The sequence below is a fragment of the Roseofilum reptotaenium CS-1145 genome (assembly GCF_028330985.1).
Taxonomy (GTDB): Bacteria; Cyanobacteriota; Cyanobacteriia; order Cyanobacteriales; family Desertifilaceae; genus Roseofilum; species Roseofilum reptotaenium.
The window spans coordinates 38,636-51,095 of the sequence record NZ_JAQMUE010000041.1; the positions used below are offsets into that span (position 1 = coordinate 38,636).

The 12,460-nt window shown below is 44.1% G+C and carries 11 protein-coding genes; 8 read left to right on the plus strand and 3 right to left on the minus strand.

Annotated features, from left to right (window positions below; all coding sequences use genetic code 11):
* The first annotated feature begins 46 nt into the window (after positions 1–46).
* The 5 genes from coaD (at position 47) to PN466_RS07015 (ending at position 4,474) form a co-directional block, all read left to right on the plus strand.
* Entirely contained in the window at positions 47–547 is a 501-nt protein-coding gene (gene coaD, locus PN466_RS06995) for a pantetheine-phosphate adenylyltransferase (RefSeq protein ID WP_271938116.1), read from the plus strand.
* Positions 520–1,164: a DivIVA domain-containing protein gene (locus PN466_RS07000; RefSeq protein WP_271938118.1), complete on the plus strand. Its 645-nt coding sequence runs from the start codon at positions 520–522 to the stop codon at positions 1,162–1,164. The genes coaD and PN466_RS07000 overlap by 28 nt, the downstream gene beginning before the upstream one ends.
* A gap of 32 nt (positions 1,165–1,196) precedes the next feature.
* Entirely contained in the window at positions 1,197–2,561 is a 1,365-nt protein-coding gene (locus PN466_RS07005) for a DUF2157 domain-containing protein (RefSeq protein ID WP_271938120.1), read from the plus strand.
* An 89-nt stretch (positions 2,562–2,650) separates the two neighbouring features.
* Positions 2,651–3,670 (plus strand): hypothetical protein, encoded by a 1,020-nt coding sequence (locus tag PN466_RS07010; RefSeq protein WP_271938122.1) that lies wholly within the window; start codon positions 2,651–2,653, stop codon positions 3,668–3,670.
* Between the two features lie 165 nt (positions 3,671–3,835).
* Positions 3,836–4,474: a GDYXXLXY domain-containing protein gene (locus PN466_RS07015; RefSeq protein ID WP_271938124.1), complete on the plus strand. Its 639-nt coding sequence runs from the start codon at positions 3,836–3,838 to the stop codon at positions 4,472–4,474.
* Positions 4,475–4,477: 3 nt separating this feature from the next.
* Here the strand turns inward: PN466_RS07015 and PN466_RS07020 are convergent, their stop codons facing one another.
* The 3 genes from PN466_RS07020 to ruvC are packed head-to-tail and all read right to left on the minus strand — an operon-like array spanning position 4,478 to position 7,647.
* The gene (locus PN466_RS07020; RefSeq protein ID WP_271938126.1) at positions 4,478–6,400 is read right to left on the minus strand and encodes a mechanosensitive ion channel family protein; all 1,923 of its coding nucleotides are present in this window, start codon (positions 6,398–6,400) and stop codon (positions 4,478–4,480) included.
* A gap of 4 nt (positions 6,401–6,404) precedes the next feature.
* The gene (locus PN466_RS07025) at positions 6,405–7,133 is read right to left on the minus strand and encodes a C40 family peptidase (protein ID WP_271938127.1); all 729 of its coding nucleotides are present in this window, start codon (positions 7,131–7,133) and stop codon (positions 6,405–6,407) included.
* A 19-nt stretch (positions 7,134–7,152) separates the two neighbouring features.
* Positions 7,153–7,647, minus strand: coding sequence for a crossover junction endodeoxyribonuclease RuvC (ruvC, locus tag PN466_RS07030; RefSeq protein WP_271938136.1), 495 nt, complete (start codon positions 7,645–7,647; stop codon positions 7,153–7,155).
* 48 nt (positions 7,648–7,695) lie between these two features.
* Between ruvC and PN466_RS07035 the strand changes: the two genes are divergently transcribed.
* The 3 genes from PN466_RS07035 to PN466_RS07045 all read left to right on the plus strand — a co-directional run bounded on the left by PN466_RS07035 (position 7,696) and on the right by PN466_RS07045 (position 11,936).
* Positions 7,696–8,910: an inorganic phosphate transporter gene (locus PN466_RS07035; RefSeq protein ID WP_271938128.1), complete on the plus strand. Its 1,215-nt coding sequence runs from the start codon at positions 7,696–7,698 to the stop codon at positions 8,908–8,910.
* 209 nt (positions 8,911–9,119) lie between these two features.
* Positions 9,120–10,415 (plus strand): DMT family transporter, encoded by a 1,296-nt coding sequence (locus PN466_RS07040; protein WP_271938129.1) that lies wholly within the window; start codon positions 9,120–9,122, stop codon positions 10,413–10,415.
* Positions 10,416–10,544: 129 nt separating this feature from the next.
* On the plus strand, positions 10,545–11,936 hold the full coding sequence (locus tag PN466_RS07045; RefSeq protein ID WP_271938131.1) for a hypothetical protein: 1,392 nt from the start codon (positions 10,545–10,547) through the stop codon (positions 11,934–11,936).
* Positions 11,937–12,460: the final 524 nt, after the last annotated feature.

The window sequence follows — 12,460 nt, forward strand, 5'->3', positions numbered from 1 at the left end:
TTTTTAATTATATAATCCTCATGTACTTCATCTAATGGGCCAATTTATGGGTTCACCCCTAACTGCCATTTACCCAGGAAGCTTTGACCCAATCACCCTAGGACATCTCGATATCATTGAACGGGGTTGTAATCTATTCCACGAGGTGATTGTGGTTGTCATGGTTAACCCCAACAAAAATCCCCTCTTTTCAGTCACCAAGCGGATTAGTCAGATCCAAAAAGCCACCGAACATTTAACCAATATCAAAGTTGACAGTTTTGATGGTCTGACCGTAAACTATGCTAAAATTCAGCAGGCCCAAGTGTTGCTGAGGGGTCTGAGAGTGGTATCAGACTTTGAAAAAGAACTCCAAATGGCCCACACCAATAAAACCCTCCTAGAGGAAATCGAAACGGTGTTTCTGGCAACGTCTACAGAATATGGCTTTCTGAGTAGTAGTCTGGTTAAAGAAATCGCTAAATTTGGTGCTTCCATCAATCACCTAGTTCCCCATCACGTTGCCCTCGATATCTATCAATGCTACAACAAGACCCCTCCCCCATAAACTCAGAACGTGAACCCCACGAACCACCCCAGGCCGAATCCTCTGCCAATGGAACCAGTGGACTCAATACTAAACCAGAAGTTGATATTCAAGAGGAATTAGAGCGCCTCAAGGAAATGATTTTGATGAGTACTCGCATTCCTTGGACGCGCTATACATTTGTGGATGAAGACCAGTTATTAGATCAAATTGAGTTAATTCAGTTTCATTTACCCAAAGTCTTTGAGCAATCTGTGACCTTGGTGAGTAATCGGGATGAAATTATGCTCAAAGCGAAACGGTATTCTCAGGATCTCATTAGTGCCGCAGAACAACAGGCCAGTGAGATTCTAGACGAAATGAGCTTAGTCCAGCAAGCGGAACAGGAAGCTCAAGCCATTTGGCAACAAACGCTACAGGAGTGCCAAAAGACGAAGGAAAATTTAGTTTTGGAATTACAGGAGTTAGAAAAACAGTCCACGCAAGATTTAGAACTCCAGCGTCAGAAACTTCTGGAAGAGTGTGAGATGATTCAAAAAGGAGCTGATGATTACGCAGATCAGGTATTGCAGGATCTGGAAAGTCGTCTAGGAGAGATGTTGCGGGTGGTTCGTAACGGTCGCGAGCAACTCCAGTGAATTCACTTAACTGAGAAGATCTAAGTAATTTTATGGCCGAGAAATTTCGTCGCCAATTGCGCCAAGAGGCTGAAATTTGGAAATCTGAAGGGTTAATTTCTGATGAAATTTATACTCAATTATCCGATCGCTATCAGTTCGATCGCCTGGAAGTGGCCGCCAGTAACCGATTTATTGCCGTATTGGTGGGATTAGGGGCAGTATTATTGGGATTGGGAGCGATCACATTTGTGGCAGCCAATTGGCAAGGATGGCCGCGATCGCTCAAAATAGGCATATTACTATCAAGTTTAATCCTAACTCATAGTATTGGATTTTACTTATGGCGATTTCCCTCCGATCGATGGCAACATCGATTTGGCCAAGGGTTATTGCTCTTGGGTACTCTTCTCCTAGGTGCGAACTTGGGATTAATGTCACAAATGTTTCACTTAGATGGCCCCATTTATCAACTCTATCTGATTTGGGGATTGGGGGTAACCGGTTTAGCCATTAGCTTGCGAATGCCTCTCTTAGGCTTTGTTTCTCTTGTGTTACTGGCTCTTGCCTATGGATCGAGTCTAGATGATTGGTTGTCTATTGGGAGATTACCAGGGATTGCCGGAATTTTGCAACATGCACCCTTCATTACGGGAGTAGTTGGAATTATTTTAGCTCGTTGGTGGAATTCACGGGTCATTTTCACCTTAATGATGATCGCGTTTATCCCTACCGTATGGATACAGCTTGCGGCGATCGGCGTGTGGACTGTTCCCGCCGTAGTTAAACTGACATTAGGGTTAACATTACCCCCCGCATTTTTGTGGAGTTACAACGATCGCACGATCGCCTTTGGCAACTTCGATCACCAACTGTTTCAGCCCCTTGCTCGTAGATTAGCTCTATTGCTGATTGCTCTACAGTTATACCTCTTTTCCTTCCATGGATGGTGGAATGGCTGGGGCGGCTGGGGTAATATTGACGATACCCTAGGCGGATGGGAATTAAGTCTCGATATTTTTGCCTTAGTGGGGTTAACGGTATGGCAGTGGTTTCAACTGGCTAAATCTCGGCGATCGCCGGATCGCTGGCGTTTCGATAGTTCTAGCCTTCTAGTCATCAATCTTTTAACCATAACCAGCGCTCTTTTCCTCTGGCACAGTCTAATCTATCCATTACCCATTTTCGCCCCCTTAATCATCAATATCGAGATCTTTCTTTTAGCGGTTAACTGGATTCGTGTCGGATTAAAACAAGGAACTCGCTTAAGATTTTGGAGTGGGTTAATATTATTAACCGGTCAAATTATTAGCCGCATGTTAGAATACGAGACAGGATTATTATTGAAATCTATTGTCTTCATTCTCTGCGGCTTAGGTGTAATGGCAGCCGGATTCTGGTTTGAAAAAAAAAATTAAGAATAGTCGATCTTACCGGAGTAGGGTGGGCAGGAAAAGAAATATTCTCTATGCCCTATTCACTACTCTCTATTTCCTAACTTCTAAAAATGATCAAAACTCAAACATTGGCTTGGAAATGCTCGGCTCGCCTGGTAACCCTACTCTTGACGACCAGCTTAGGTCTTCTAGGCTGCACCTCTGTTTTCTCTGAGGTGACTGAAAACTCGACTCGCTCTTCTTCAATTCCTGAAATCGAGTCCTCGAATGGGGGAAAAGCCAACCCTACAGACTTGGCTCCCTCACGAACCTCTGCTACTCACGCACTAGGCCCAGCAAGTATCCCCGCATTAAATGAGCAATGGAAGGCTGAAACGGGTCTGCGCTATGGAGAAGTACGGAGGCGATTAATGGCACAGGGATGGATTCCCCATACTATAAAAACGACCGGCCCCGTGCGCCACTACAATCCTGGGGGGTTATTAAAAACAATGTATGACTTAGGGTATGAGGAAGTTGTTGATTGTGCGGGTACAGGTTTGGCCCCCTGCCGGTTTGAGTTTGTCTATGAAGATCGGGCTTTAGATAATGGTCCAGTGTTGGCTGTCATTGCCACAGTAGCGAGTGGTCCGAATCCCGATCCCTATTTTGCTGGTATGAATCCCGATGCTTATGGTGTTAATACAGAGTATCAAAATCGCTCTTTAGATGCTGCTTTGTTTGCAGAAATTCAACAGGATAAACGATTCTGTGGTGCGATAGGCACTTGCCCAGACTTATTTTCACCCTCTGAGTTGTATCAAGCTTACTCTGAGTTGTATCAAACTCAATCACAATATGCATTTCAAGATGTGGTGATTCTGGCTCGTGCTTATTTAGAGGGGGGGAATCGAGCCGTTATGTTTCCCCGTAGACCCGTTTCCCGGGCACAAGCTCTAGAGTATGCTAGGATTCTCGATACTGAAAATACCATTGATTTAAGCGATCGCAATCGGGAACTCTACAACTATGGCCAGCCCATTGAAAGTTATGCTGCCCCAGGAGAAGGCCCTCGTAATTTAATTACACTCGTATTAACATCAGATGGACAAGTCTCTGAAATCAGTTTTACTAAACCTGGATCGCTTTAAGAGCAGCTCAGGATGTTGGAGCGGATAGCTAGTTTGAACAATTCTTACAGCGCTTTGCTTGCGTTATGAAACACAAGCTTAAATCTGCTCTCTCCATGTACCACAACCCTATTCCCTATTCCCCAGCGCAAAGCACTGTAATAACACTGCATAATCGATCGGTTTATGTCTAATTCTATTCCCCCGTCTGTCCTTTCTCACCCTCTACCAACTTCCCTAAAACGCTCTCAGATGCCGTGGTGGCGCTTAATTGTGCCCTTGGCTATTCAGGTAGGCTTAGTCGTAGCCATTCCGGGTCAAGCGTTCTATACTAGAATCACAGGCCAAACCGTGATTTTACAAACCCAACCGGTTGACCCCTACGATTGGTTACGGGGCTATTCCCAAACCTTAAGTTATGATATTTCTCGCTGGGAAACCTTGCAGAATCTTCCTGGATGGGATGAATTATCGAGTACCCCAAACCAGTTCAGTCGAGAGTTTTATCTAATTTTGGAACAACCGCAAGAGCAACAACAGGGAGAACTCCCACAACCTTGGAGTGCGATCGCTGTTAGTCCTCGTTTACCACAAAACTTACCCTCTAATCAAATTGCCTTACGGGGACGAGTAAATCAAGGACAATTGGTTTATGGATTAGAAACCTATTATATGCCAGAAGATCAACGGCAGAAAATTAATGAGGAAATCAACTTAGCACAACAACAAGAAAGTCAACCCTTTGTTGTAGAAATTAAAGTTGACGAGCGAGGGCGCTCGGTTCTGATTCAACTCTGTATTAATGACCAATGCTATCAGTTTTAAAAATCAGGAATCATCCGGATCAATTGAAATAGGCAGGTGCAGTTTCTCATCCGATCGATAAGTGTACCAAATTTGCTGAGGAATTCCTAGAGAAATACCCGCTTCATCCAAAGCCTTCTTAATCCGTAAACGAAACGTCCGAGAAACCGCCCATTGTTCCCCCGGTACCGTTTTAATCAGAAACCGAATAATGCTTCCTTCATGGGAAATATCATCCACTCCTAAAATATTGACAGGCTCTAAAATTTTATCTTTCCATTCTTCATCTTTTTGAAGTTCATTCGATACCTGCTTAATGGTTTCCATAGCTTTTTTTAAATCTGCCCCTAAAGCAATTTTGATCGTTAAATTACTTCTTGACCAATCTTTAGTACTGTTAATCACAGTGGAAACTTGACCATTGGGGATAATAATCAGTTGACCATCTAAATTTCTGAGATGGGTAACATAAAGATTAATAATTTCGACTGTACCTGAAAAGTTGTTGATCTCAACAAAATCCCCCCTAGCATAGCGATCGGTCCAGAGAATTAGAATCCCATTAAGCATATCTTCCAATAAATTTCGCGAAATAAATGCTAGGACAACGGTTAACACCCCCATGCTAGCTAAAATTTTAATACTGACCCCTAACAGATTAATCGTAATATAAATGCCCAAGGCAAGAAATAAAGCATGTTTTCCTCCTTTTATGGCTGGGGAATAAGTGGTTACACGCAATGTATAACGATTCGATAAAGTATCAACTTCTTTCATTTCTTTAGCCCATTCATTTAATGCATGATCGATGATAAAGTCGAATATTTTATCAATTAGAGTAATAAGCATCCAAATCGCGGGCAGTAAAACTGCTTGAACACTAAAGGTAATGGTTAAAAATCGAGTCGTTCTAAATAATCCAAAAATCACAGCCAGACAAAAAAACAAAGCTGAGGGCTGTAAAATCAATAATATTCTTCTCAATAATTCGATTGAATTATTGATTTGATGAATGAAAAATATTTGAGAAAAAATATCTTCATTATTATCTTTTGCTGAATCTAATCTTGCGATCAACTTCCAGTCAGAGAGTTCTAGAAACTTATCTATATTTTTGGAGTCTATACTTTCTCCAGAATTTTCCTGGGAGTCACTCTCGAGTAATTTAACTAGGGTTTGGGTCTTTTTTTTGAACTCTCTTCTCCAGACCGTTACCTTCTCTCTTGCCACATGAAGAATCATGAAAATAATAAGGGTTAATAGAAGAGTTAGGATGCTCATTTTTAATCGAATCCAAGGATATCGAGCATCAAATTCTCTGCCCCATAAAATTTCACTAAAAGCCAGCTCTAAATTAGTCTGCCAGGTTTTAGCTAATTCTTCAATAGAGGTAAAATTGGCTCTGGAATCTATTTCAGTAACTGTGACGATGGTACCGGAGATTAGAAGTCCTAATTCAGGCTGAGGAGGTGCATAGATAACCGTTTGATTTTTTATCTTTCCAATAGCTAATCGTAGAGTCAGGGGATGTTGGGGTTTATCGTGATTCCAGAAAGACCAAAAATTCCAGCTTTTAGGCTCAGAGTTGTGGGGAAATTGGTGATTGTTTAGAGTTTTGTTAATTCCTGTATTCAGTAAAGATTGAACTAATTTTGCTCTTTGTTCAACTTCTATAATGGCCGGCTCTGGATTTTCTGATTGAAAATTTGAGGGAACCGCAAGCTTTAATTCTGGTTCTAAGATTCTATGGCTATAAAGATGTACTTCACTGCACCAATCTTGCCCACAGGGTTGCGCTTTGTTGAGATCCCACCAAGGTGTATTATAGGGTGGGCTAGAAATAGGCGGTTGTCCTATGAAAGAAAATTGAGCGATCGCCAAAGGTTGAACCGCTATAACCCAGTACGCAACACAGACTGCTATACCAATAAAATGAACGATTTTCATGAATTCATGGATCGGTGATAGGACATTCAAATTGAGCGTTGGGATTGCCGGTACTGATATAGCCTGTAGTGACTCGACCCACACCGCAGTAAAGTTGATGGTAATATCGACTGAAGGAATCTCCTTCAGGGGATAAAGTGTCTATACCAATGCCATTGCGACCGTTATCTTTTCCAGAGCTATGAATATATTTCCGATCGCCTAAATATAAAGCGACATGGGTAACTCGTTGTTTAGAAGAAAAAAATAGTAGATCTCCAGGTTCGGCTTCTTCAATAGCAATGGATTGAGTAAAATTATGTTGTTGATGGGCATCTCTGGGTATCCAGATCCCGACGGAGGCGAAAGCCGCTTGCATTAATCCAGAACAATCATAATTAGGGGGAACTGTTCCTCCCCACAGATAGTGATTGGGTTGATCGATGGCATATTGGGTGTAGGCAATAATGCGATCGATCTTTTTTTCTATTTCAGCACGGGAGACCGGACGCGGTTGATAGAGGGCTAAAGCAAGGTCGATTTTGTCCAAGTCCTTCAAAGATAACCAGCAGGAATAATCGTCTTCAGATAAGAGGATAGGAACGGCATTATTTTGAGGAGATCCAATGAGGTGAAATTGCCGATCGCCAGCCGCTTGGGTTGCTAACTCTTCTGTTTCACAGGAATTGTATAAATCTACATTGCCACAAAATTGATAAGCTTGGGTCGTGGTCAGTTTTTCAAGAGCAATCATAAGGGTTAATTGTTAAGGGTTAATCGAATTGGCAAAACCAGGCCGTTAAAGCGATCGCCAACGCATCAGCCGCATCATCTGGTTTGGGCATCTCTTCTAGAGCTAACTCTAGCATCACCGATTCTTGGACTTCCTCCTTATCAGCCTTGCCATATCCGGTCAGAGTTTGCTTGACTTGGGCAGGCGTATATTCAACCATAGGGATCTGGTGTTGAGCTAAAACCAGGAGCAGCACCCCTCGCGCTTGAGCCACCAGAATCGTATTACCCATACGATAGAAAAACAATTTTTCGATCGCCGCTAGATCCGGTTTCCACTGGGTGACAATCGCTTGCAGGTCATCATAAAGGGTACAGAGGCGATCTCCCACAGCTTGGGAACTCGGAGTGGTAATTACTCCAAAATCCAAGGGATTCAAGTGCTCCTCTTGGGTATCCTCGCATTGCTCGCAGTCCAGAATACCAAACCCCAAACGGGCTAATCCTGGATCTAACCCTAAAATCCGTTTTTGAATCATAATTGTGACTCTCTCTCCCATCAAGCTTAAATTAGGTATTACTGGATGGATTTACTCTTACCTGTTCTACTGGCCTTCTACGTCGCCTGCAATTTGGGCGCGAATGATGTGGCCAATTCCATGGGAACATCTGTCGGATCGAAGGCCATTACCCTCACCCAAGCGGTCTTGATTGCAGGTATCTTAGAATTTACCGGAGCGGTTTGGTTTGGCTCTCGAGTCTCCGAAACCTTAGCCACCGACTTGATTCATCTAGAAGAATTTGCCCCCGATCTGCAACTTCTTTTTCTGGGGATGGTTTCTGTACTGCTCACCTGCGGACTGTGGTTACAAATCGCTACGAGCTTTGGATTACCTGTGGCTTCTTCCCATGCCATTGTCGGAGCGATCGCCGGGTTTAGCGGGGTGGCGATCGGCCCAGAAGCCATGGATTGGTCTACCCTGGGGCGCATTTCCCTCGTTTGGGTCATTACCCCAGTGGTCAGTGGTAGCCTGGCCATGGTCTTTTATCATCGCCTCAAAGCCTGGATTTTAGACCATCCTCAATCCCAGCTCAGGCTGCAAGAATGGATTCCCTGGATCTGTACGGGTTTATTCAGTATCTTTGGGGCAATTGTCTTGCCCACCCTATTTGCCAATTGTTCCATTCCCCATCTTCCCAATCATACTGCCATGATTGGCACAGCCGCCTTGGGCACTCTCGGTCTGACAGCCCTCAGTTGGCATCAGTTTAGCTCAGAAAAACCCCTAGAAAGACTCTTTGCCCAATTCCAGGTGATCAGCGCCTGTTTTGTCGCCTTTGCCCATGGCTCAAACGATGTCGGTAATGCGATCGCCCCCTTAGCCGTGATTAGCCAAATTAGACAGGGGGATATGCTGATAGCGGGAAACTTTCAAGTCCCCCTTTGGAGTTTAATCGTTGGAGCGATCGGCATTGTTTTCGGATTAGCCATTTGGGGTAAAAACGTAATTTCTACCGTCGGCGAAAACATTACCCCCCTCAAACCCAGTGGTGGGTTTTGCGCCGAAGTGGCTACGGCTACCACCATTTTACTCGCCTCCCGGTTTGGGTTTCCCGTCTCCACCTCCCATGCTCTCGTGGGTGCTGTCGTTGGCATTGGTATAATACAGCGATCGCCTTCTTCACCCCTCAAATTCAAGACCCTCAAAGAAATTGGCCTAGTTTGGGCAATCACCCTTCCCCTGACTGCTAGTATAAGTGCTACTATCTTGGCAATAGTTCGCCTGTTTTGGGCATAAACACGGCACAGATCAACTCGCTCTGTGGGTTAAAAGCTCCTGGGTGCAGTGACGGCTATCCTCCTTGCTGGTTCTTCATTAAGATTGTTAAATTCCTAGCAAAAATCCTCCGTTCTCTCCCTTGGATCGCTATGCTTAAAGCAACAAAGGCCTTATTACTTCTGGAAAGGGCTTTCGCCCCCTACCCGTCGTCTTTCAAGTGAACATCAATGGACAATACGGACTTAGACAACTCTAAGGCAAGAAGCGCCGAAGAGACTTTAAGGAAAGTTAATCAAGACCTGGAACGGCTACAAGAGGAGCTGGCCCATCAATTGAATCAAGATGGCCAGCCCCTCGGTGACAAAGGGGCTAGACTTCTGGAGGAAATCAGAACTCTAGAGGGTTTGGCCCATCGCTTGCGATCGCAAATTGAAAAACCACAACTCACAGTAGAGCCGATACCCCCTTCTGCTACTCGGGAAAAACCGGTTAATCGGCCCCCAACCCCACCTCCAACACCCAAGCCGAAGCCCAAAGAAGGTCAAGTGGTGACGGGTTTACTCTTAGCCTTCTTATCCGCTTGCGTCCTTTCTTTATTCAACGTCACCCTGAAAATCTTATTAAAACTCTCCCCTGAACCCCGACTGGTATTAGATATGTTTCCTGTCGATGGGTTGATTACTCCGGGGTTAGGCAATTCTTTGCTGATTCTGTTTTTGCGGATGATCGTGGTGATGTTGGTCTTTCCGATCTTGGCTACATTTCTCTATCCTTCCGTTTGGTCAGACCTGAAGCGCTTCATCGAGTCCAATGATTATGACCACATGCTCAAGGTGGTTGGCAGTGGATTCTTCCTGTTTTTGTCCCAAGTCTGTATTTATATCGCCATTGGTAATATTCCCACAGGGATTGCGATTACGATTTTCTTTATCTATCCGATTGTAACCGTGTTTGCTTCTTGGGCCCTATTTGGCGATCGCCCCAACCTGGCTCGCATTATTGCCATGGCCGTTATCCTTGCTGGGGGAATCATGGCCCTACCTCAAGGTGGTGTCGAAGGAAATACCCAACTCGGTATCTCGGCAGCGATCGGCGCTGGAGTCACCTTTGCAGGTTATGTGCTATTAGTGGGCATGGGAACCAAGAAATTACACCCAATTCCGTTTTCTCTAGTGTCGTTTGCCGCTATTTTTGTCTTTTCTGGAATTTCCCTGATGTTTCCCTTACCCCCTGAGTTGGGTGTAGTCATTGAACCGAATACTCAAATGGGTCTGTTGATTGGGGGAACCATTTTGGGACTTCTCACCCTTGGAAGTTACTTGCTTAATAACTTTGCTATTCGCTTTGCTGGCCCTGCTTTAGCCTCTATTGTAGGAGCGAGTGGTCCGGCTCTGACAGCTCTGTTTAGCTTATTCTTGATTGCTGAGGCCCTCAAAATGCAGCAATGGGTAGGTTTAGGCTTGGTAACTCTAGGAGTGTTGGGCATGAGCTTAGAACGCATGTTAGCCTCCAAAAAAGCCTAAAATAGAAAAATCCAGGAGAATATACGGATGGGAGAAGCGGTGAATTTTGGCTAGCTCACTCCCACCTCTCCTATCTTATGTGCATAATGATAATTATTAATTGGATCGACGAAAGGTGCAGAGGTCTCCATGAGTCTTGAAAATGACCAAAAACAATGTTTAGAAAAGCTGGTTTGGGCGATCAATCAGTTAGAGGTAAAGGTTGAGCCAAGTACGCTTTCCAATATTGCTGACCTGATTGTGCAAACCATGACGGGGCCTTGGCGGTATTTCCATACGCCAGAGCATATTTTTGAAGTTGGAGGGAAAGACGATGCGATCGAAGTCCTGGCGGCTTTATTTCACGATGTGGTCTATGTACAAGTTGATAAAAGTGTAAATTTTAACTTAAGTTACTATATTAGTCCCTTTATTAGTCAAGTTGGAGAGGATCTGCTGATCCTAGACCGGGATAAATTGCCCAAAGATGGCATGTTTGAAATGGTCTTGGATTTGTTTAACTTCCAGGCTGGACAAAAACTTTCCCCCATGACAGGACAAAATGAATTCCTCAGTGCCTTAGTTGCCGCTAAGGTGTATGAAGATTTCTTGAGTCCGGGTCTAATCCTGCAAATTATCGCTTGTATTGAAGCCACGATTCCGTTTCGCTCTAAAACACCAGAAGGGTTAAGTAGTAGCGAAGTATTATACAAAAGACTAAGAGCAGTTAATGAAAAATATCAAACTGAACTCACGGAAGAAACTATGCTCGAAACCGTGTATAGTTCGGTACGAATGTCAAATCGTGATGTCGGTAGCTTTGCTTATGAAAGTGCGGCTCGCTTCCTAGATGGAACCTGGAATTTATTACCAGAAACCAACCATCACCTGAAAAATTCCAATTCCTATACGGTGAGCCAATATCGCACAGCATTGCAGAAAATGGAAGGCTTCATGAATTTCTTGAAACCGGAGATTATTTTCCATGAATTTCGGAATGTACCTGAATCAACAGAGTATCAGCTTTTGATTGAGCGATCGCAACGGAACATGGATGTTGGTCGTCTCTATTTAGGCACCAAGCTGCTCTCCATTGCCTTCCTGGAAGCCCTCTCCTTGCAATTTGGTAAAAACATCCCCATCTCCACCATGATGGGCGAAATGCGTACCGAAGGCAGTGTTGGAGTCGTCTTAGAGGAATTACTTCCCCCAGTCACCAATCCCCATCAACCCGGAAATGGACTAGAAAAAGAGGTTCTTACCCTCCTGGAAAAAGGACGTTTAAAAGATTCATCCTATGACCTGAAAAATTCCCCCTTGAGTACCTTTATGGTCAAATCCATGGGATTCGATCAGATTCGAGAACTCACCCTTCAGGCTAAAGCCTTTTTCAAAGGAGAACTCAAAGCCTCTGACTTTTTAGCACTGTTCCCTTCAGATGTTCTGCAAATTGTAATTGAAAAACTTTTGGAGTTGTTTGAAGCACGGAAAAGTGCCCTGAGAGCCGCACTTCCAGAAACAGAAGTTTTACCCGTGGGCTAAAAGGCAGAAGGTCAGCAATGGAGAGCGGTCACTAAGTGCAGTCGAAGTAACCGCTCTCCCTCATTTTTAAATTGTTCTAGGTGATACCCTTTCCCTATGAAGCGCTTCATGAGAAAGGGTATTAGCTTGACAGTTACAGCGCTTTGCGCTGTTATGAGGGAGCGCAGCTTGATGGGGAAATGGTATCAGACGTTGGGCACTCAATGCTCTGCGTGAGGAAACGACTCTCAAGCGCAGTCTTCGACAGAAGCAGAAACGGGCAGCCATGAATAATAATTATATGTTCTCTATCCTCAGTTCCTTTTGTCAAGGATGATTGAGATGCTCTTACCCTGAGTAGTATGGTTCTGTGACTTAGAAGAAAGAACTGAATATCGTCTGGTGACTAATATCAAGTCCGTTGAATAAGTTGTGATATAGCAGTGAGTTCACTCCACCCGTAAAAATCGGTTAACCCTCCAATTAATTCTGGCTGTTTCAATAAGGTTTGGCAGCGCTGGTACAACACTTCTTCTAGCTGATCG

What these genes read in the sequence shown, in the direction of transcription:
- coaD (WP_271938116.1), top strand. Translation starts at nt 47, where the DNA reads ATGGGTTCACCCCTAACTGCCATTTACCCAGGAAGCTTTGACCCAATC.
- PN466_RS07000 (WP_271938118.1), top strand. Translation starts at nt 520, where the DNA reads ATGCTACAACAAGACCCCTCCCCCATAAACTCAGAACGTGAACCCCAC.
- PN466_RS07005 (WP_271938120.1), top strand. Translation starts at nt 1,197, where the DNA reads ATGGCCGAGAAATTTCGTCGCCAATTGCGCCAAGAGGCTGAAATTTGG.
- PN466_RS07010 (WP_271938122.1), top strand. Translation starts at nt 2,651, where the DNA reads ATGATCAAAACTCAAACATTGGCTTGGAAATGCTCGGCTCGCCTGGTA.
- PN466_RS07015 (WP_271938124.1), top strand. Translation starts at nt 3,836, where the DNA reads ATGTCTAATTCTATTCCCCCGTCTGTCCTTTCTCACCCTCTACCAACT.
- PN466_RS07020 (WP_271938126.1), bottom strand. Translation starts at nt 6,400, where the DNA reads ATGAAAATCGTTCATTTTATTGGTATAGCAGTCTGTGTTGCGTACTGG.
- PN466_RS07025 (WP_271938127.1), bottom strand. Translation starts at nt 7,133, where the DNA reads ATGATTGCTCTTGAAAAACTGACCACGACCCAAGCTTATCAATTTTGT.
- PN466_RS07035 (WP_271938128.1), top strand. Translation starts at nt 7,696, where the DNA reads ATGGATTTACTCTTACCTGTTCTACTGGCCTTCTACGTCGCCTGCAAT.
- PN466_RS07040 (WP_271938129.1), top strand. Translation starts at nt 9,120, where the DNA reads ATGGACAATACGGACTTAGACAACTCTAAGGCAAGAAGCGCCGAAGAG.
- PN466_RS07045 (WP_271938131.1), top strand. Translation starts at nt 10,545, where the DNA reads ATGAGTCTTGAAAATGACCAAAAACAATGTTTAGAAAAGCTGGTTTGG.